Here is a 20,283-nt window from a genome sequence, read left to right as displayed (position 1 = left end):
AACCAATATGGTTGTATATTATGTGCTCTGGGCGATGTCGCCTAGTGATTAACTACGAGCAAGCCGAAAATTAACAATGCGATTCTGAGGATTTGGCAAGCTAACCAAAGGCGCAAATCTAGGTCGCAGGATTACGACCTGGCTGCTGGCCTCTTTCGTAAAAGAGGCCAAGCTATCGCTATTCCCCCATCCGCATCGTGGTAGACAGCGGGGTCTGCAATTCGGCCTTCAAGCGCTCGCCCAGGGTACGTGCATCGGCCTCGCTGGCGAGTTGCTCCAGCCCCACCCGGAAGCGCCCTTGCGTCAGTGGGCGGATCTTGGCGGCATAGCCCGCCTCGCGCAGGGTGTCATACCAGCGCAGCGCTTCGTCCTGGTTGTCGGGCAGGGCCAATACCAGCCGCCAGCGCCCGGCCGCGCTGGCCAAGCCCTTGCCGGCCTGAGGTTCGGTCTGGGGCGCCCAATCGCGGGCGACCTTGTCGGCATCCACCTTGGCCACCGGCAAGGCCGGCTTGCCCTTGGGCGCGACATAGAAATCCAGGGGCTGGTCCAGGTTGGTGAAGCCGCTTTCGCCCTCGTGTTCCACGCTGACCCTGCCTTCCAACAGGCAGACCAGGTCCTTTTCCGCGTCGGCCTTCCCCCACAGATCGGTACCGCGGATCCCGGCGGTGACGGTGGCGACGCGGATGTCGACCTCACGCTGGCGGACTTTGTCCAATAGCCCGGTGGTGAAGCGGAAGGCGCCTTGCAGCACGTGGACCGCCGCGACGAAGGGCGTTTTCTTGCCGTCCGAGACATTGAGATTGTCTACCCGGAATACCGCTTCCTCGCCCAGCTTGAGCTGGCTGCCTTCCGGCAGGGTGAGCAGCACCCGCGCGCCGCGGCCGGTGTGCAGCACGTCGCCGCTTTGCAGGCGGATGCCCGGCGCCAGCGGCCGCATTTCGCCGGTTCGTTCCAGCCAGGCGGGCATATTGACGGCGCTGACCGCCGTGGGCGCGGCCGCCACGGTGCCTGCCAGTGTCGTGGCCAGCAAGCCGACCAACAGGAGGGAGCGCATCGGGTAAACTCCTTGAGCAATGCGGGGAAAGACGCTCGGTTATAATCGACGTTTTATTTGGCCGCCACGTCAAATTTCACGTGGGCGGCAAGCGCTTCAGGATAGCCTACATGCACGAACACTACCGCCCATCCGAGGTCGAAGCGGCCGCCCAGCAACACTGGCAGGCCCGCGATGCCTACCGCGTGGTCGAAGACCACGACAAACCCAAGTTCTACGCCTGTTCCATGCTGCCCTACCCATCCGGCAAGCTGCATATGGGGCATGTGCGCAACTACACCATCAACGATATGCTGGCCCGCCATCTGCGCATGAAGGGCTTCAATGTCCTGATGCCGATGGGCTGGGACGCCTTCGGCCTGCCGGCCGAGAATGCCGCCATCGCCTACAACAAGTCGCCGGCGGAATGGACCTACGCCAATATCGCCGATATGAAGTCGCAGATGCAGCCCTTGGGCCTGGCATTCGACTGGTCGCGCGAGCTTGCTACCTGCGATCCGTCTTACTATCGCTGGAACCAATGGTTGTTCCTCAAGATGCTGGAAAAGGGCATCGCCTACAAGAAGACCCAGGTGGTGAACTGGGATCCGATCGACCAGACCGTGTTGGCCAACGAGCAAGTGATCGATGGCAAGGGCTGGCGCTCCGGCGCGCTGGTGGAAAAGCGCGAGATCCCCGGTTACTACTTCGGCATCACTCAATACGCCGATGAGTTGCTGGACAGCATCGACACGCTGACCGAGTGGCCCGAACAGGTGCGCACCATGCAGCGCAACTGGATAGGCAAATCGAGCGGGGTGCGCTTTGCCTTCGACCATGACATCCGCAATGAAGCCGGCGCCCTGGTTCAGGACGGCAAGCTGTATGTCTTCACCACCCGCGCCGATACCATCATGGGCGTGACCTTCTGCGCCGTGGCGGCCGAACATCCGCTGGCGGTACTGGCGGCGCAGCGGCAGCCCGCCCTGGCCGCCTTTATCGAGGAATGCAAGGCCGGCGGAACGTCCGAGCTGGAACTGGCGACCCAGGAGAAGAAGGGTGTGGCGACCGGCCTGTTCGTCACCCATCCGCTCAGCGGCGAGCAGGTGGAAGTGTGGATAGGCAATTACGTCCTGATGAGCTACGGCGACGGCGCGGTCATGGGTGTTCCGGCCCATGACGAGCGCGATTTCGCTTTTGCCCGCAAATACGGCATCGCCATCAAGCAGGTAGTCGGCGTGGCGGGCGAAAGCTTCTCCACCGAAGCCTGGGCCGACTGGTACGGCGACAAGCAGCGTGGTGTCACGCTCAATTCCGGCAAGTACGATGGCCTCGCCTACCAGGCCGCCGTGGACGCAATCGCGGCCGATCTGGCCGATCGCCAGATCGGCGAGAAGAAAACCACCTGGCGCCTGCGCGACTGGGGCATTTCGCGCCAGCGCTACTGGGGTACGCCCATCCCCATCATCCACTGTCCCCAGTGCGGCGATGTACCGGTTCCCTATGCCGACCTGCCGGTGGTGCTGCCGACCGATTGCGTGCCGGACGGCTCGGGTAATCCGCTGAAGAAGCGCGAGGATTTCCTCAACGTGGCCTGCCCAAGTTGCGGCGCCGCGGCCCAGCGTGAAACCGACACCATGGATACCTTTGTCGATTCCAGCTGGTATTTCATGCGCTATACCTGCCCGGATGCCGGCGCCATGGTGGATACGCGCAATGATTACTGGATGCGCGGCGGCATGGACCAGTACATCGGCGGGATTGAACACGCCGTGCTGCACCTGCTGTATGCCCGCTTCTGGACCCGCGCCATGCGCGACCTGGGACTGGTGGAGATCGCCGAGCCATTCAAGGCCTTGTTCACCCAGGGCATGCTGCTGAACGACTCGTTCTACCGCGAGGACGCGGCCGGCAAGCGGACCTGGTACTACCCCCACGAGGTGGAACTGCAGCTGGACGACAAGGGCCGCGCCACGGCCGCCACGCTGAAGGCCGACGGCCAGCCGGTCAATATGGGCGGCGTGGAAAAGATGTCCAAGTCCAAGAACAATGTGGTGGAACCCAAGGACATCATCGCCCGTTTCGGTGCCGATACCGCCCGCCTGTTCACCATGTTTGCCGCTCCGCCCGAGCAAAGCGCCGCCTGGAGCGACAGTGGCGTGGAGGGTGCCTCCCGCTATCTGCGTCGTTTGTGGTCCTTTGTCCACAAGCACGCCGACGCTTTGCGTTCGGCCGGCGAGGTGGGCGAGCAGGACAAGGCCGCCAAGGCGCTACGCTTTGAAATCCACAGCACGCTCAAGCAGATCAACGCCGACTACGAACGCCTGCAGTACAACACCGTGGTGTCGGGGGCGATGAAGTTGCTCAATGCGATGGAAGCCTATCGCGGCGAGGCCGTGGCGGTTCAGCGTGAAGGCCTGGGTATATTGCTGCGGGTTCTCTATCCGGTCTGTCCGCATATCGCCCATGCACTGTGGACCGAGTTGGGCTATGGCGGCGAACTACTGGACACGGCCTGGCCGGAACCGCTGGCCGCGGCCCTGGTGCAGGATGAAATCACCCTGATGGTGCAAGTCAACGGTAAGCTGCGGGGCGAGATCGCGGTGCCGGCCGATGCCGACCGCGCCGCCATCGAGGCATTCGCCCTGGCCAATGCCAATGTGCAGAAATTCCTTGATGGACAGGCACCGAAGAAGGTCATCGTGGTACCCGGCCGTCTCGTCAACCTGGTTGTTTGATCCGGTCCGGCGCCTTGTGCGCCGGCCTCACCGCGGAGCTTGCATGCGTTATCCAGTCGTTTTCGCCGCTACCCTCTTGCTGAGCGCTTGCGGTTTTCACCTGCGGGGCCAGGGCGAGACGGCCCGCTGGCGTTTGCCTCCCTGCACCTGGCCGCGCCGGCCGGCGGGCTGGGCGATGCGCTCAAGCGCCAGCTATCGCTGCGTGCCGACCTGCAACTGCTGGGTGCCGGCCAGGCCGAGGCCATGCTGATGGTGGAAGGCGAGAACGTCGACAAGCAGATCCTCACCGTCAACCGGTCCGGCCGGGTCAGCGAATATCAGTTGCTGTACCGGGCCCGGTTCCGGGTACAGCAGGGTGGCCGCGACTGGATACCGTCCACCGAGCTGACGCTGCGGCGCGACTACACCTTCGATGAAAACAATGTATTGGGCAAGGAAGCGGAAGAGCAGCTGCTGATACGCGATATGCGCCAGGATGCCGCGCAGCAGATCCTGCGGCGCCTGGCCGCCCTCAAGTCCCTGGCGGCGTTGGAAGCACCGGCCGCCACCCGCGCGCCGGCCCCGGTGGCGGTACCGTAATGCCGATCCGCGCGAGTGATCTACCTGGCCATCTAGCCGCCGGCCGCTTATCGCCCATTTATGTGGTACATGGCGAAGAAGCGTTGCTGGCGCTGGAAGCGGCCCAGGCCATTCGCGATGCGGCCCGGCTGGCCGGCTTTGCCGAGCGGGAGGTGCTGACGGTAGAAGCGGGCTTCAAGTGGTCGGAACTGGCGGCCGCCGGCCAGGCTATTTCCTTGTTCGCCGAGCGCAAGCTGATCGAATTGCGCGTGCCCAACGGCAAGCCGGGAGGGGAAGGCGGCGAGGCGCTGCAGCGCTATGCCGCCGGTGCGCCGGCCGACAATGTACTGCTGCTGCAACTGCCCAAGCTGGAAAAAATGCAGCTGCAAAGCAAATGGTTCACCGCGCTGGAAGCCGTTGGCACGGTGGTGGCGTGTCCCCTGGTAAGCCGCAATGAATTGCCAGCCTGGATCGGCGAGCGGTTGGCGCGGCAGCAGCAACGCCTGAGCGGCGAGGCCATGGAGTTCCTGATCAGTCGGGTCGAGGGCAATCTGCTGGCCGCCAAGCAGGAGATCGACAAGCTGGCCTTGCTGCACCCCGCCGGCGAGCTGGGGCTGGAACCATTACGTGCCGCCGTGGCCAATGTGGCAAGGTACGATGTGTGGAGCCTGGGTGAAACCATGCTGTCGGGCGATATCGGCCGCTTGGCCCGTATGCTGGACGGACTGCGCGCCGAGGGCGAAGCGCCCCATCTGGTATTGTGGGCCATGGCCGATGAGGTGCGTGCGCTGCTGCGGGTGGGCCTGGGCCGTTCGCAAGGGCTGAATATGCAGCAGTTGTTCCGCGAAAACCGGGTGTGGGGCGACAAGCAGCGCCACTATCCCGCCGCGCTGAACAGGCTCAAGGCCAGCCAGCTGAAGGGCGCGCTGGCCCATGCGGCCCAGATCGACCGTATCGTCAAGGGTGTGGGCAGTGGCGATGCCTGGGAAGAGTTGCTCAAGCTGGGACTGCGGCTGATGCCTGGCACACCGCCGCGCGTGCCGCTGCGCACGCCCTAGAGATGACAGACCCCAGCGCATGCCTGCTTGGGCGTGCCTTGCGGTATGTCATTTTGAGTTGAGCAGATGAAAGAACACATCCTAATCAACGTCACCCCGCAGGAGACGCGGGTGGCGCTGACCGAAGAAGGCGTGGTGCAGGAAATCCACGTCGAGCGCAGCGCTTCGCGCGGCATCGTCAGCAATGTCTACCTGGGCGTGGTCAAGCGGGTATTGCCCGGCATGCAATCGGCCTTTATCGAGATCGGCCTGGAGCGGGCGGCCTTTCTGCACATCGCCGATGTGATCGAGCAACGCCAGCATCCGGCCGAGCCGCAGCGCATCGAGCGGCTGATGTATGAAGGCCAGAGCGTGATGGTGCAGGTCATCAAGGACCCGATCGGCACCAAGGGCGCACGGCTGTCCACCCAGATCAGCATTGCCGGCCGCTTCCTGGTGTTCCTGCCGCAGGACCACCATATCGGCGTCAGCCAGCGCATCGAGCATGGCCAGGGCCGCGAGCATCTGCGGGAGCGTTTGTTGAGCTTATTGCCGCCGGGGCAGGAGCACGGCGGCTATATCATCCGCACCTCGGCAGAACACGCCACCGAAGAAGAGCTGCGCGCCGACGTGGAGTACCTGAGCCTGATCTGGGCCGACCTCAAGCAGAAGTCGCGTACCTTGCCGCCGCAGTCCATGCTTTACCAAGACCTGGGTCTGCCCATGCGGGTCTTGCGCGACATCGTTACCGGTGAAACGCTCAAGGTCGTGGTGGATTCACGTGAAACCTTCCAGAAGATGATCGAGTTCGCCAGCGCCTTCGTCACCAATGTCGCCCCGCGTCTGGAGCACTATCAGGGCGAACGGCCGCTGTTCGAATTGCATGGCGTGGAAGCGGAGATAGAGCGCGCCTTGGCCCGGCGGGTCAACCTCAAGTTCGGCGGCTACCTGATCATCGACCAGACCGAGGCCATGACCACCGTGGACGTGAACACCGGTGGTTTCGTCGGCACCCGTTCCTTCGACGACACCATTTTCAAAACCAATCTGGAAGCCACCCAGGTCATCGCCCGCCAGCTGCGTTTGCGCAATCTGGGCGGCATCATCATCGTCGACTTTATCGACATGGATAACCACGAGCATCGCGACCAGGTGCTGCATGAACTGGGCAAGGCGATGTCCAAGGACCGGACCAAGGTAACGGTTTCCGGCTTCACCAGCCTGGGTTTGGTCGAGATTACCCGCAAGCGCACCCGCGAAAGCCTGGCGCACGTGCTGTGCGAACCCTGCCCGGTTTGCCAGGGGCGAGGCGAAATCAAGACGGCGCAGACGGTCTGCTACGAAATCCTGCGCGAGATCCTGCGCGAAGCGCGCCAGTTCAATGCACGCGAGTACCGCATCCTGGCCTCGCAAACCGTGATTGATATGTTCCTGGATGAAGAGTCGGCCAATCTGGCGATGCTGGCGGACTTTATCGGCAAGCCCATTTCCCTGCAGGTGGAAAGCGCCTACTTCCAGGAACAGTTCGATGTGATTCTGGTTTAGCGCGACGCAGGGAATAAGCGGTAAGCCACCACTTTATTTCACGAGCGCCGGGTCGAGTGGATTGGCTACCCGTGGTAGCGAATCCGCGCCGGCATCTACCGCCCAGGCCGTCGGGCAGCGTACTTGCGACAAAAGCTTGGCATGCTCGCCGGAAGCCTGAATCTTCTTTAGCCCCGCGTTGAACGCCGTCACCAGTGCAAAGCTGTCCGGCAGCTTGCGCGACAGCATCAGATGGGTAGTGAATTGGTCGGTCATCAGCCGGGGGTGATAGCGCAGCAGATTGGCGCTGCCGGCGCCAAAATGACGGGCCAGCAGATCGCAGGCCACGTTTTTTTCCATGGGGGCGATATCGACCCGGGCGCTGATCAATTTGCGGAGGCTGGACAGATCGTTAGGCGTGAGATCGGCTTGTAGTTCGCCGGACTTGACCATGCTCCACAGCTGCGGCGTATAGGTGTAGTCCTGGATGATGGCCATGCGATAGGGGCGCAGGTCGGCGAGGGTCTGCCAATCGAAGCCAGACTTGGCGCGATAGACGAATACCCATTGTTCGGTCAGGACGTTGTCGCTGAGAAAGAAGCTTTCTTCATGTTCCGGCTTGTGTCCCCAGTAGGCGGTGCCGGTCCATTTGCCTGTCCGCGCCTCGGCCAATGCCCGCGACCAGGGCAGGAAGGTGAACTGCACCCGGTAGCCGGCCGTCTCGAAGGCGCGCCTTACCACGTTGAGGGCGATGCCCTGGTCGGCGCGGGATTGGGTGGCATAGGGCGGCAGTTCGCCGGTGGCGATACGCAGCAGCTTGCCATCCGCCAGGGTCGGCAGACATAGGCATGCCAGGAAAGGAGTCAGGCTGCGTAGGGTCATCGTAATTTTGCAATGGCGTTACATCGCTTTATAGATGACCTTGCGAAGCCGTTTGGTACGCTCCCGGAAACGGGCGCCGCTACGCCCGCCGAAGTGTCTAAACTTGAGGGTCGCCACTGCCACGGTTCGCCATGCCCGACGCCCGCCTACACCGCTTGTTCGCTACGCCCTTGCTGCTGGCCCATCACCCGGCGCCCGCCACGATCAATGCCGCTTTGCTGGAGATGGTACGGACCTTGCAGCGCGGTCAAGCCGGCGAAGACGTCAGCAATATCGGCGGCTGGCATTCCAAGGGCGAGTTGTTCGCGCTCGATAATCCGGCACTGCGTGAACTGCACGCTTTGATCCTGAGCAGCCTGGGTCAGGCGCTGGGTGAAATGGATCCGGCATTGCAAGGTGTCACCGGGCAGGTGCGGGTCACCGGCTGGGCCAACGTTTTGCCGGCCGGTGCCTACCATACGCCGCATCATCACCCCGGCCAGGCCTGGTCCGGTTGCTATTACCTGGCTGTTCCGACGCTGCCCGGCCAGGGCAAGGCCGGGCGCCTGGAGGTGTTCGATCCTCGCAACGGCGCAGATATGCTGCCGCAGCCCGGCCGCTTCTTTTCCCCCAGCGCCCTGATCGATCCGGAACCGGGCCTGCTGGTGCTTTTTCCGGCCTGGCTGCGCCATATGGTGCACCCGCATCCGGGACCGGATGAGCGGGTGAGCATTGCCTTCAATCTGAGTTTTGATCGATAACCGGCATGGCGCGCAATATGCGGCTGCCTTGGTGAGCATTACGTCCGGAAGCGCCGCCGCGCCGTGTTGTAGGCGTCCTTGAGCTTGAGGTATTTCACGCTGGCCGGTTCCAGTGCCTTGACCCGGTCCAGATAGGTCTGGGCCATTTCCATATAGCCCTGGTGCCAGCCCAGCCGCGCCACATAGGCCAGCATGGCATTCACCGCATTGAGCATCACTTGCGCATTGGCCGGCATTTCTTCCACGGCGTGGATGAACTTCTGCACGGCGCCCTCCAGGTCGCCGGATTGGGCCATGCGGACCGCCTCGTTGTTGATCGCAACGATGGCGCGGGCCGTGGTCTCTATCATTTCCTGTCCCAGGTCGGCCTTGCCGACCGTTTCGTACATGGCCGAGATCCGTTCCAGTACGGCGGTGTCTTCGTGGTGATTGCGTATCAGTTTTTGCACGATCTCACCGGCAGCGGCATCTTCGTCCAATTGGTAGCAAGCCTCGGCCAGCTCCAGGGCAAAGTGTTCCGGTACTTCGGTGGTCGCGCCGGCGAACTGCTGCAGGGCCTTGGCCAGGATCTGCTGGGCGCGCGCCTTGTTGCCCTGCTTGATGGCCACCTGGCTCTCCATCACCGTGGCCAGCAGTTCCGCCTGGGCATCGTAGCGGAACTCACGCCTGACATCGGCGGCGGCGCGGGCGGCATCGTTGACATTGCCGCTGCCCAGGTGGGCCTTGGCCAGGCTGGAATAGTCGCCGGCGTCGCGCCAGAACGAGTATTTGGCGATATTGATGGTGGCCTGGAAGGATTTGACCGCGGTGTCGTAATCGCCGTTGCGCATGGCAACCTCGCCCAGCTTCTTCTGCCGCGACACATTGGCGGCCGATAGATCCAACGCTTTCTCCAGCACCGCCTGCGCTTCGCGGTGTTCATGTTCGGCCTGGTGGATGCGGGCCAGCCAGTCATAGGCTTCCATGACCCGCTCGTTCGTCGCCAGCAGTTGTTCGAACAACTGCCGCGCGGTGGCGAAATCCTTCAGATGGAATAGCGCCTTGGCCATGCCCATCCTGGCCCAGGGGATGTCACGGATATCCAGCACCCGCTGGTAAGTGTCGCGAGCCAGGCCGTAGTCGCCAATGGTCAGGGCGATACGGCCCTTCATCTTGAGGAAGTCGATCAGGAAGGGATCTTTGCGTTCTATGCGCTCATTGCATTCCGCCAGCGCCTTGAAATAGTCCTCGGTCATCATGGCCGCATCGAGGGCATTGAACTCGATTTTCTTGCGGTAGACGCGGTCCAGGCGCTGCTTCAGCTCCTCGCCGGTGAAGGGCTTGAGCAGATAGTCGTCGGGTGCCAGTTCGGCGGCGGAGATCACCATGCGCGAGCGGCGCTCGCCGGTGACGATCATAAACACCGCGGACGGCTTGATGAGATTGCGTAGTTTCAGTTCTTCCAGCAGATGCAGGCCATCGTAGCCATGGCCCAGATCGAAATCGCACAGGATCACGTCGTAATCGCCGCGCTTGACCATGCCTATCGATTCGGTGGCGCGGTGCGAGTATTCGATGCGTGTAACGCCGAAGCTCGACAGCGTCGCATTCATGGCCGAGCGCATTTCCTGTAACGCATCGATCACCAGGAAGCGCTTGCTGGAGTAGTCGACCTCGATGCCGCGCGTATAGGCGCGGGCCAGTTCCTGCTCGTGGTCGTCGTCGCCGCCGGCCCTGGCTGCACGGGCCGCGAACAAGGCTGAATTACCGGCAAACTCGGCCATAACCTCTCCTGTGGACGCACTGGAATATTGCGCGTACCCAAGCGGCAGCTCTCCACCCGGCACAGCCGGGTGCTTGCGGTTCGTGGTCACTCAACGATCCCTCGCTGGTTTATCCCACTCCCCCTCACCCGGGCGGCCCCACCCTCGCCGCCGCGAAGGAGCCTCGCTCACGCTCGTTAGCGCATTGAATCAGTGTGTCTTAATCCATCTAGTTATGGAGCGAGCGGACCCGTCGGACGCGTGATATTCACTCGCTCAATTAATTAGTGTAAGCCTTGCATAGTCAAGCGCAAGCCACTTTACGCCGACCGCGCCGAAGTTGACCTGCACGTTGGCGCTTTTGCCGGTGCCGTCGTAATCGACGACCACGCCGTGGCCGAACTTGGGGTGCTCGACATTGGCGCCCACCCTAAGCCCATGTTCCGGCGCGGTCTTTTCGATTTTTCGGGTGGGCATGGCGGCCGGCGCATAGCCACGGTTCAACCACTTCAGCAGGTCTTCCGGAATCTCGCTCAAGAAGCGCGAGGCGATGGAGAAACGGGTCTGGCCATGCAGCATGCGGCTTTGCGCCAGGCTGATATACAAGCGCTGGCGGGCGCGGGTGATGGCCACGTAGGCGAGCCGGCGCTCCTCTTCGACGGCCTCGTTGCTGCTCAGGCTATTGTCGTGCGGGAACAGCCCCTCCTCCACGCCCGTCAGGAAAACGGCGTGGAATTCCAGACCCTTGGCGGCGTGCACCGTCATCAGTTGCAGGGCGTCCTGGCCGGGGGCTGCTTCATGTTCGCCGGCCTCCAGGCTGGCTTGGGTGAGGAAGGCGGTGACGCTGTCCTCGTTGTCCTGGATAAAGCGGGCGGCGGCTGATACCAGTTGTTCCAGGTTTTCCAGCCGCTCCTGGCCTTCCTTGTCGTTACGATAGTGCTCGATCAGGCCCGACTGTTCGATGGCCAATTGCACCAGTTCGGTGAGATTCAAGCCCGCCATCTGGGCTCGCATACCCTCGATCAGCTGGACGAACTTGCCCACGGCGGCCGAGCTACGGCCGGCCCCGCCCGAGCAGGCGGCCAGCCAGATGCTGCTACCGCCGCCGCGCGCCGTTTCGCCCAGAATCTCCAGGGTACGGTTGCCGATGCCGCGTGCCGGGAAATTGATCACCCGCAGCAGGGCATTGTCGTCCTCGGGGTTGGCCATCAAACGCAGATAGGCCAGCGCGTGCTTGATTTCCTGCCGCTCGAAAAAGCGTAGGCCGCCATAAACCCGGTAGGGCAGACCGGATTGGAACAGGGCATGTTCAAGCACCCGTGATTGGGCGTTGGAGCGGTAGAGCAGCGCCATATCGCTGAGGTTCTGGCCCTCGCGGTGCAGTTGCCGTACTTCGTCCACGATAAACTGGGCTTCTTCGAAATCGCTGGCGGCTTCGAACACGCGGATCGGCTCGCCGGCCGCCTGGTCGGTCCACAGGTTCTTGCCCAGCCGGCCGCGATTGTGCGCAATCAAGGCATTGGCCGCGTCGAGGATATTGCCTTGCGAGCGGTAGTTCTGCTCCAGGCGTATCAGGGTATCGACCTTGAAGTCGGTTTCGAAGTCGCGCATGTTGCCGACATTGGCGCCGCGAAAAGCGTAGATGGATTGGTCGTCGTCGCCCACCGCGAACACGGCGGCACCGCCGCCGGCCAGCAGCTTGAGCCATTTGTACTGCAAGCGGTTGGTATCCTGGAACTCATCCACCAGCATGTAGCGGAAACGCGCCTGGTAGTGGCCGCGCAGCGCGGCATTGTCGCGCAGCAGTTCGTAGGAGCGCAGCAGCAATTCGGCGAAGTCCACCACGCCTTCACGCCGGCATTGCCGCTCATACTCCTCATAGAGGGCCTTGAGCTGGCGGGTGTAGTCGTCCCAGCATTCGACCTCGTGCGGCCGCCGGCCCTCTTCCTTGTTGCCATTGATGAAATTGGCCAGCTCGCGGGGCGGATATTTCTCATCATCGATATTCAGCGCCTTCAGCAAGCGCTTGATGGCCGACAACTGGTCGGCCGAGTCGAGGATCTGGAAGGTCTCCGGCAGGCCGGCATCGCGCCAGTGCATGCGCAGCAGGCGGTTGCACAGGCCGTGAAAGGTCCCGACCCAAAGCGAGCGGGCGTTGACCGGCAACTGGGCCGCGATGCGCGTCAGCATCTCCTTGGCGGCCTTATTGGTGAAGGTCACCGCCAGGATGCCGTGCTGGCTGGCCTGGCCGGTACTCAGCAGCCAGGCGATGCGGGTGGTCAGCACCCGGGTCTTGCCCGAGCCGGCGCCGGCCAGGATCAGCGCGGGGACCGCCGGCAGGGTGACGGCGGCATATTGTTCGGGATTGAGGCCGGAGAGTAGCGAAGACGACATGACGGCTCTTGTCTGAGCCGGCCGATGGAGCGGCCAGACCAAAAGTGGATGGAAGGGAATGCGCCCGATTCTAGCAAGCCGGCCAGGCGGGCCGGTAAACATATGTTGGACTTGCCGAATTGGGCACTCAGCCTGCACGCTTGTTCATGGCCTCTCCAGCCAAGCGCTTGTCCGGATTCGAAAATCGGTGGCTTGCCGGCACGCTCTTCGGCAGCCGCGTCCGGTATAATCCAAGCCCTTTTCTATCCCTTTTGGCCAGCCTCGCCTCATGAATGTTTTTTACGAAGAAGACGGTACCTTCAAAGTTGCTACCGTGATGAGCGAGACCGACGCCACCTTGCAGGTCGAGGACGCGCGCGGCAAGCGCAGCAAGATCAAGGCGGCCGATGTCCGGTTGCGCTTCGACAAGCAGACGCTGGGCGAATTTCTGCCGGCGGCGGAAGCGCTGGCGGCCGATCTGGACCTGGATTTCCTGTGGGAAGTGAGCGCGGGCGAGGAATTCGGCTTCGCCGACCTGGCGAAGGAATATTACGGCCCCAGCCCCAGCGTGCTGGAGTCGGCCGCCTTGGTGCTGCGCCTGCATGGCGCGCCCATGTATTTCTATCGCAAGGGCAAGGGCCGTTACAAGCCGGCGCTGGAAGACAATCTGCGCGCTGCCAAGGCCGGTATGGAAAAAAAGGCCCGCGAGGCGGTGCTGATGGCCGAGTGGCAAGCCGAGCTGCAAGCCGGCCGCTTGCCCGAGGCGCTGAAGTCGCACGTCCGGTCCTTGCTGCACCGGCCGGACAAGAACACCATCGAGTGGAAGGCCGTGGCCGCCGCCGCCGATGCGCTGCACAAGTCGCCGCTGCGCATGTTGCAGGGTGCCGGCGCCATCCCCGATGTGGAAGCCTGGCTGCTCGACGGTTTCCTGACCGAATACTTTCCGAAAGGTACCGGCTTTCCGGCCATGGAGCTGCCGCCGGCACCGACCGACCTGCCCGATGCCGGCGTGCGGGCCTTCTCGATTGACGATGCCAATACCACCGAGATCGACGACGCGCTGTCGGTTACCGTATTGCCCGACGGCAATACGCGCGTCGGCATCCATATCGCGGCGCCGACCTTGGGCCAGGACGCCGGTTCCACTATGGAACAGCTGGTACTCGGGCGCCTTTCCACCGTCTATTTCCCTGGCGACAAGATCACCATGCTGCCGGACGAGGTGGTGCAGGCCTTCACCCTCGCCGAAGGCCGAGACTGCCCGGCGGTCAGCCTGTATGTGACGGTGACGCCCGATCTGCAGATCATCGCCAGCGAAAGCCGGCTCGATCGCGTGCATATCGCCGCCAACCTGCGCCACCACGACCTGGATCCGGTCTTCAACGAATACACCGTGGCCCTGCCGGACGGCGGGCCGGACTACCCCTGGAAAAGCGAACTGCTCTGGCTGCACCGTTTTGCCATTGCGCTGGAGATCGGCCGTGGCAAGCATGATCCGAACCGGATCGAGCGCCCCGATTACAACTTCGCGATCGAGCGCGATGCCGCCGGCGCCAAGCGCGTCCAGATCGGCCTGCGCAAACGCGGTAGCCCGATGGACAAGCTGGTGGCCGAGCTGATGATCCTGTGCAACAGCACCTGGGGCAAACAGCTGGCCGATGCCCATATCCCGGCGATCTACCGGGCACAGGCCATGGGTCGGGTAAGAATGACCACCCAGCCCTCGCCGCACGTGGGCCTGGGTGTGGCGCAGTACAGCTGGGCCAGCTCGCCCTTGCGCCGGGCGGTGGATTTCATCAACCAGCAACAGCTGCTTGCCATGCTCAGCGGCCAAGCGCCCCGCTATGCGCCGCGCGACCCGATGCTGTTCGGCGCCTTGCGTGACTTCGACCAGACCTACAACGCCTACGCCGAATTCCAGGGCCGGATGGAGCGCTATTGGTGTCTGCGTTGGCTGGAGCAAGAGGGCGTGCAGGAGATCGGCGCCACCGTGATCAAGGAAGACCTGGTGCGCTTCGACGGTATCCCGCTGGTCCTGCGTATCGCCGGCCTGCCGGAACTGGCGCGCGGAACGCCGCTGAAGCTGCAATTGATCGCGACCGACTATCTGGATCTGTCGCTGGAATGCCGACTGTTGGAAGCGGGCGAGCCTGTGGCGGTGGTGGAGGAAGAGGAAGACGTGGCCGATATCGCCGAGACGCTACCCGAAGAGGGCGAGCCGGCAGCGGCGGAAGCGGTGCTGGAGGTCGATGCGGCCCCGGCCGGCGAGGCGGTCTGAGATGGCCATGCGTCCCAAGAATCGCATCGACCACTTTTTGCCGGTGCGCTTCAGCAACGGCAGCCTGGTCAAACAATTCTCCAAGCCCTGCCTGAAGTGCGGCCAGATGCTGCATGCGCGCGAAATGCATGGCATCGCTCGCCTGCTGGACGATCATCTTGCCCTGGCGGCGATCGCCCATTGTCCCGCCTGCCATGGCCAGTTCGGCATCAGTTGCGTGATCGACCGCGACAAGCGGGTGCGCCGGGTGAGCTTGCCGGCATGGTTGTTCATGATCTATCTGCGGGCTTTGCCGGTACAGGCCGGCGAGCAGGCCGCGCATGAGCAGGCGGTGGCGGAAGTAGCCCAGGCGCAGCGGCGTGAACAGGAGCAGGCGGTGCGGCCGGTCGCGGTCGAGTATCCGCGCGCCGATACCGCCATCGGCCGCTATGCCGATAAGCCCATCCCCGCCTATATCGTGGTGCACGGTGCGGAAGTGCCGTTCGACCGCGTCGAACCGGATGGCCGCGTCACCGATGGCGAGTACCTGCTGGATGGTTGCTTTGTATATAAGGCGGCGCAGTCATGAGGAAACCGGCTCCTTGCGCCGTCGCAAGTTCGAATAAGCATTTCGTTTCGCCCTGAGTCACTCCAAGCCAAGCCCCGTTTCTCACAAGGAAGCCTTATGTCACAACGCACTCCCCTGTTCGATGCCCACCTGGCCGCCAACGGCAAGATTGTCGATTTCGCCGGTTGGGAAATGCCGATCAACTACGGCTCGCAGATCAAGGAGCACGAGGCGGTACGCAGCGACGCCGGCATGTTCGACGTGTCGCACATGACGGCCGTGGATGTGCGCGGCGAACGCGCTACCGCCTTTCTGCAACAGCTGATCGCCAATGATGTCGCCAAGCTGGGTTTCGAAGGCAAGGCGCTGTACTCAGGGATGCTGAACGAAACGGGCGGCGTGATCGACGACCTGATCGTGTACCGGACCAGTTGGGGATACCGGGTAGTGATCAACGCCGGTACCACGGCCAAGGATCTGGCCTGGATGGAACCGGTCGCCGCCCGCTTCGGGGTCACGCTGACGCCACGCCGCGATCTGGCCATGATCGCCGTGCAAGGTCCCAACGCGCTGGCCAAGGCTGCCGCCGCCAAGCCCGAAATCGCCGCGCTGATCGAGAGTCTGCAGGTATTCGTCGGTCTGCCGCATGGCGAATGGTTTGTCGCCCGCACGGGGTATACCGGCGAGGATGGCCTGGAAATCACCATGCCGGCAGCCGAGGCCGAACCGTTCTGGAATGCGCTGCTGGCGGCCGGCGTCGCGCCTGCCGGGCTGGGCGCGCGCGATACGCTGCGTCTGGAAGCCGGCATGAATCTGTACGGCAATGAAATGGACGACAATGTGTCGCCGCTGGCAGCCGGCATGGGCTGGACCGTCGCCTGGGAGCCGCTGGACCGCGATTTCACCGGTCGCCGCACGATAGAAGCGGAAAAGGCGCAGCGTAGCGCCGGCGGCGCCGGGCTGTTGAAGCAGGTGGGCCTGGTCTACGAAGGCAAGGGCGTGTTGCGTGGCCATATGAAAGTGGTGAGCGAGGCCGGCGAAGGCGAGATCAGCTCGGGCACCTTCTCGCCCAGCCTGCAGGTCTCCATCGCCATGGCGCGCGTGCCGCTGGCGGTCAAGCTGGGCGACACGGTACAGGTGGATGTGCGCGGGACCTTGCAGCCGGCCCGTGTGGTGAAGATGCCCTTCGTGCGCAACGGCAAGAAGGTATTCGAATAAGCAAATGCTTGTAGCAGCAGCGGACTTCACTACACATTTGGTAGAATCCGCGCCAATTCTTCCCGACCCGTGCCAGCCAGCCCGGGTCGATCCAAAACCTCGGCGTGAACAGCGCCCCATTAAACCGGAAGTGACCCAATGAGCACCCAAATCCCAAGCGATCTGAAATACGTTGCCAGCCACGAGTGGTTGCGCGTTGAAGCCGACGGCAGCGTGACCGTGGGCATTACCGACCATGCGCAAAGCCTGTTGGGCGACGTGGTGTTCGTGGAAGTGCCCGGCGTGGGCGATGTGCTGGCGGAAGATGACCAAGCCGGCGTGGTCGAGTCGGTCAAGTCGGCTTCCGACGTCTACGCCCCCATCGCCGGCGAGATCGTTGCCGTCAACGAAACCCTGGCCGATACGCCGGATACCGTCAACAGCGACCCCTATGGTGCGGGCTGGTTCTTCCGCATCAAGCCGGCCAATGCCGCTGATCTGGACCGCTTGATGGACGCCGCCGCTTACGGCCAGGAAATCGGCGCCTGATCCACCGACCTGCTCCCGCCTTGCGCGGGAGTATTGTTTTTCACCGGTCGCGTTAAGCGGCCGGTTTGCCATTGCCATTGCACTTGCCTCGCGCAAACAAATCGATAAGGGTCATACCATGACGCCGCTTTCTTCCCTCGAAAACCACAACGAATTCATTCACCGCCATATCGGACCGGACGAAGCCGAGATGGCCAGCATGCTGGCCACCGTTGGATCCGATACGCTGGACGCGCTGGTGAAGGATACGTTGCCGGCCGCCATCCTGGGTGGCACGCCCTGTGCCCTGCCCGATGCGGTAACCGAAGAAGCGGCGCTGGCGGAGATCCGTGCCATCGCCGACAAGAACGTGATCGCCCGTTCCTTTATCGGCATGGGTTACCACGAGACCATCACGCCCAAGGTGATCCTGCGCAATGTGATGGAAAATCCCGGCTGGTATACCGCTTACACCCCCTACCAGGCCGAAATCTCGCAGGGCCGCCTGCAAGCACTGCTGAACTTCCAGCAACTGGTGCTGGACCTGACCGGCCTGGAGCTGGCGAATGCCTCGCTGCTGGATGAGGCCACCGCGGCCGCCGAAGCGATGGCCATGGCCCGCCGTGTTTCCAAGACCAAGTCCAACCGCTTCTTCGTCGACCGCGATGCCCTGCCGCAGACCATCGACGTGATGAAGACCCGTGCCGTCGCGTTCGGCTGGGAACTGATCTATGGTTCGGCGGCCGAAGCCGGCGACCATGAAGTATTCGGCGCGCTGTTCCAGTACCCCAACGTCAATGGCGAGATCGCCGAGCTGGAAGCCGCTATCGCCGCCATCAAGGGCATGGGTGGCCTGGTGGCGCTGGCGACCGATCCGATGGCGTTGGTGCTGCTCAAGTCGCCGGGCGCCCTCGGCGCCGATATCGCGCTGGGTTCAGCGCAACGCTTCGGCGTGCCCATGGGCTTCGGCGGTCCGCACGCGGCCTTCTTCGCCACCCGCGACGAATACAAGCGTTCGGTGCCGGGCCGCATCATCGGCGTGTCCATCGATTCGGCCGGCAACCCAGGCCTGCGCATGGCCTTGCAGACCCGCGAGCAACACATCCGCCGTGAAAAGGCCAACTCCAATATCTGTACCAGCCAGGCGCTGCTGGCCAATATGGCCTCGTTCTACGCCATCTACCATGGCCCCGAAGGCCTCAAGCGCATTGCCAATTGCATTCACCGGCTGGCCGCCATCTTCGCCGATGGCCTCAAGCGCGTCGGCGTCACGGTACAGACCCGCCACTTTTTCGACACCGTGGTGATCGACCTCGGCGCCAAGACCCATGCCGCCTACGAGGCTGCCCTGGCCGCCGGCTACAATCTGCGCCACGTCTCCAGCAGCCAGCTGGGCGTGAGCTTCGGCGAAAACGCCTCGCGCGCCGACGTCAAGGCGCTGTGGAACGCCCTGCTGGGCGATGCCGCCAAGGCATTGGACGTGGAAGTGCTGGACCAGGAGCGGGTAGCCGCCCTGCCGGCTGCCCTGCTGCGCAGCGATGCCATCCTCAGCCATCCGGTCTTCAATGCCCACCATACCGAAACCGAGATGCTGCGCTTCCTGAAGAAGCTGCAGAACAAGGATCTGGCGCTGGATCATTCGATGATCTCGCTGGGCTCCTGCACCATGAAGCTCAATGCCACCGCCGAGATGATCCCGGTGACCTGGCCCGAGTTCGGCGGCATCCACCCGTTTGCCCCGGCGACCCAGACGCGCGGCTATCTGGAACTGATCGAAGGCTTGTCCGAACAGCTCAAGGCCATCACCGGCTTTGACGAAATCTGTATGCAGCCGAACTCCGGCGCGCAGGGCGAATACGCCGGCCTGCTGGCCATCCGCCGCTATCACGAAGCGCGCGGCGAAGGCCATCGCAATATCTGCCTGATCCCGCAATCGGCGCACGGCACCAACCCGGCCACCGCCCAGATGATGTCCATGCAAGTGGTGGTGGTGGCTTGCGACGACAACGGCAACGTCAATGTCGCCGACCTGAAGGCCAAGGCCGAGCAGCACGGCAAGAACCTCGCCTGCCTGATGATCACCTACCCGTCCACCCACGGGGTATTCGAAGAAGCGATCCGCGAAATCTGCGATGTGATCCACAGCCATGGCGGCCAGGTGTATATGGACGGCGCCAACCTGAACGCCCTGGTGGCCCTGGTCAAGCCCGCCGAGATCGGTGCCGACGTATCGCACATGAACCTGCACAAGACCTTCTGCATCCCGCACGGCGGCGGCGGCCCGGGCATGGGCCCTATCGGCCTCAAGGCCCACTTGGCGCCGTATATGGCCAACCACGTGGTCGCGCCGGTCGATGGTCCGCACCGCGGCCAGACCGCCGTATCCGCCGCACCTTTCGGTTCGGCTTCCATCCTGGTCATTTCCTGGATGTATATCCGCATGATGGGCGGCAACGGGCTGAAGAAGGCGACCCAGGCAGCGCTGTTGAACGCCAACTATATGGCCAGGCAACTGTCGGTCCACTACCCCATCCTGTACACCGGCAAGAATGGCCGCGTCGCCCACGAATGCATTATCGATCTGCGCCCATTGAAGGCCGAGACCGGTGTGACCGAAGTGGATATCGCCAAGCGCCTGATGGACTTCGGTTTCCATGCGCCGACCATGAGCTTCCCGGTACCGGGGACCTTTATGATCGAACCGACCGAGAGCGAATCCAAGGCCGAGATCGATCGTTTCGTGGCGGCCATGGCCACCATCCGCGCCGAGATCGCCAAGGTGGGCGATGGTAGCTGGCCGGCCGACAACAACCCGCTACGGCACGCCCCCCACACCCAGTTCGCCGTGATCGGACCGTGGGAGCGGCCATATAGCCGCGAAGAAGCGGCCTATCCGCTGGCCTGGGTGCGCGACAACAAGTTCTGGCCAAGCGTGGGCCGGATCGACGATGCCTACGGCGACCGTAATGTGGTGTGTTCCTGTCCTAGCATCGAGGCTTATCAGTAAACGGGCTGCCCATGCCCCGTAATGGGGCATGGGCAGGGTGGCTGTTAGAATCAAAAGTTCCCTAGCGGCTTACCATTGCGTAAAGTTGTAACGTGCCAG

General features: G+C 63.1%; 14 protein-coding genes. 10 read left to right on the top strand and 4 right to left on the bottom strand.

All coding sequences use genetic code 11. The features are described 5' to 3' along the window. Positions 1-178: 178 nt before the first annotated feature. Positions 179-1,054, bottom strand: a complete 876-nt coding sequence (locus FNU76_RS10850) for a FecR domain-containing protein (protein ID WP_144278218.1) — start codon at positions 1,052-1,054, stop codon at positions 179-181. Positions 1,055-1,164: 110 nt separating this feature from the next. Here FNU76_RS10850 and leuS point away from each other — a divergent pair, with 110 nt between their 5' ends. The 4 genes from leuS (at position 1,165) to rng (ending at position 6,911) form a co-directional block, all read left to right on the top strand. Continuing rightward, entirely contained in the window at positions 1,165-3,771 is a 2,607-nt protein-coding gene (gene leuS / locus FNU76_RS10845) for a leucine--tRNA ligase (protein WP_144278217.1), read from the top strand. Between the two features lie 87 nt (positions 3,772-3,858). Beyond that, positions 3,859-4,350 (top strand): LPS-assembly lipoprotein LptE, encoded by a 492-nt coding sequence (locus tag FNU76_RS10840; protein WP_179958429.1) that lies wholly within the window; start codon positions 3,859-3,861, stop codon positions 4,348-4,350. Next, positions 4,350-5,387, top strand: a complete 1,038-nt coding sequence (gene holA, locus FNU76_RS10835) for a DNA polymerase III subunit delta (RefSeq protein ID WP_144278215.1) — start codon at positions 4,350-4,352, stop codon at positions 5,385-5,387. Before FNU76_RS10840 ends, holA begins: the two co-directional genes overlap by 1 nt. 66 nt (positions 5,388-5,453) lie before the next feature. Then, positions 5,454-6,911 (top strand): ribonuclease G, encoded by a 1,458-nt coding sequence (gene rng / locus FNU76_RS10830; RefSeq protein ID WP_144278214.1) that lies wholly within the window; start codon positions 5,454-5,456, stop codon positions 6,909-6,911. A gap of 33 nt (positions 6,912-6,944) precedes the next feature. Here rng and FNU76_RS10825 read toward each other — a convergent pair whose 3' ends face one another. Continuing rightward, positions 6,945-7,772: a substrate-binding periplasmic protein gene (locus tag FNU76_RS10825; RefSeq protein ID WP_144278213.1), complete on the bottom strand. Its 828-nt coding sequence runs from the start codon at positions 7,770-7,772 to the stop codon at positions 6,945-6,947. A 131-nt stretch (positions 7,773-7,903) separates the two neighbouring features. Between FNU76_RS10825 and FNU76_RS10820 the strand changes: the two genes are divergently transcribed. Further along, complete coding sequence (locus tag FNU76_RS10820; protein WP_144278212.1) at positions 7,904-8,512, top strand: 2OG-Fe(II) oxygenase family protein; 609 nt, start codon at positions 7,904-7,906, stop codon at positions 8,510-8,512. A 38-nt stretch (positions 8,513-8,550) separates the two neighbouring features. On the opposite strand, the gene FNU76_RS10815 is transcribed toward FNU76_RS10820, so the two are convergent. Both FNU76_RS10815 and FNU76_RS10810 read right to left on the bottom strand, forming a co-directional pair. Continuing rightward, the gene (locus FNU76_RS10815) at positions 8,551-10,275 is read right to left on the bottom strand and encodes a tetratricopeptide repeat-containing response regulator (RefSeq protein WP_144278211.1); all 1,725 of its coding nucleotides are present in this window, start codon (positions 10,273-10,275) and stop codon (positions 8,551-8,553) included. 255 nt (positions 10,276-10,530) lie between these two features. Beyond that, a complete protein-coding gene (locus FNU76_RS10810; RefSeq protein ID WP_144278210.1) occupies positions 10,531-12,648 on the bottom strand; it encodes a UvrD-helicase domain-containing protein in 2,118 nt (705 codons plus the stop codon). 268 nt (positions 12,649-12,916) lie between these two features. On the opposite strand from FNU76_RS10810, the gene FNU76_RS10805 reads away from it, so the two are divergent. From FNU76_RS10805 to gcvP, 5 genes are all read left to right on the top strand, one after another. After that, entirely contained in the window at positions 12,917-14,905 is a 1,989-nt protein-coding gene (locus tag FNU76_RS10805) for a ribonuclease catalytic domain-containing protein (protein ID WP_144278209.1), read from the top strand. 7 nt (positions 14,906-14,912) lie between these two features. Beyond that, entirely contained in the window at positions 14,913-15,473 is a 561-nt protein-coding gene (locus tag FNU76_RS10800; protein ID WP_144278208.1) for a hypothetical protein, read from the top strand. Positions 15,474-15,569: 96 nt separating this feature from the next. Next, entirely contained in the window at positions 15,570-16,670 is a 1,101-nt protein-coding gene (gene gcvT, locus FNU76_RS10795) for a glycine cleavage system aminomethyltransferase GcvT (protein WP_144278207.1), read from the top strand. A gap of 138 nt (positions 16,671-16,808) precedes the next feature. Then, complete coding sequence (gene gcvH / locus FNU76_RS10790) at positions 16,809-17,198, top strand: glycine cleavage system protein GcvH (protein ID WP_144278206.1); 390 nt, start codon at positions 16,809-16,811, stop codon at positions 17,196-17,198. A gap of 118 nt (positions 17,199-17,316) precedes the next feature. Continuing rightward, entirely contained in the window at positions 17,317-20,184 is a 2,868-nt protein-coding gene (gene gcvP, locus FNU76_RS10785; RefSeq protein WP_144278205.1) for an aminomethyl-transferring glycine dehydrogenase, read from the top strand. Positions 20,185-20,283: the final 99 nt, after the last annotated feature.

It is taken from the genome of Chitinimonas arctica (assembly GCF_007431345.1).
GTDB classification, from domain to species: domain Bacteria; phylum Pseudomonadota; class Gammaproteobacteria; order Burkholderiales; family Chitinimonadaceae; genus Chitinimonas; species Chitinimonas arctica.
The sequence above is the reverse complement of the archived record's forward strand: the minus strand, read 5'-3'. Positions and strand labels throughout refer to the sequence as shown.

Excerpts from the sequence above, each read along its gene's own strand:
- FNU76_RS10850 (WP_144278218.1), bottom strand. The coding sequence starts at position 1,054 with ATGCGCTCCCTCCTGTTGGTCGGCTTGCTGGCCACGACACTGGCAGGC.
- leuS (WP_144278217.1), top strand. The coding sequence starts at position 1,165 with ATGCACGAACACTACCGCCCATCCGAGGTCGAAGCGGCCGCCCAGCAA.
- holA (WP_144278215.1), top strand. The coding sequence starts at position 4,350 with ATGCCGATCCGCGCGAGTGATCTACCTGGCCATCTAGCCGCCGGCCGC.
- rng (WP_144278214.1), top strand. The coding sequence starts at position 5,454 with ATGAAAGAACACATCCTAATCAACGTCACCCCGCAGGAGACGCGGGTG.
- FNU76_RS10825 (WP_144278213.1), bottom strand. The coding sequence starts at position 7,772 with ATGACCCTACGCAGCCTGACTCCTTTCCTGGCATGCCTATGTCTGCCG.
- FNU76_RS10820 (WP_144278212.1), top strand. The coding sequence starts at position 7,904 with ATGCCCGACGCCCGCCTACACCGCTTGTTCGCTACGCCCTTGCTGCTG.
- FNU76_RS10815 (WP_144278211.1), bottom strand. The coding sequence starts at position 10,275 with ATGGCCGAGTTTGCCGGTAATTCAGCCTTGTTCGCGGCCCGTGCAGCC.
- FNU76_RS10810 (WP_144278210.1), bottom strand. The coding sequence starts at position 12,648 with ATGTCGTCTTCGCTACTCTCCGGCCTCAATCCCGAACAATATGCCGCC.
- FNU76_RS10805 (WP_144278209.1), top strand. The coding sequence starts at position 12,917 with ATGAATGTTTTTTACGAAGAAGACGGTACCTTCAAAGTTGCTACCGTG.
- FNU76_RS10800 (WP_144278208.1), top strand. The coding sequence starts at position 14,913 with ATGCGTCCCAAGAATCGCATCGACCACTTTTTGCCGGTGCGCTTCAGC.
- gcvT (WP_144278207.1), top strand. The coding sequence starts at position 15,570 with ATGTCACAACGCACTCCCCTGTTCGATGCCCACCTGGCCGCCAACGGC.
- gcvH (WP_144278206.1), top strand. The coding sequence starts at position 16,809 with ATGAGCACCCAAATCCCAAGCGATCTGAAATACGTTGCCAGCCACGAG.
- gcvP (WP_144278205.1), top strand. The coding sequence starts at position 17,317 with ATGACGCCGCTTTCTTCCCTCGAAAACCACAACGAATTCATTCACCGC.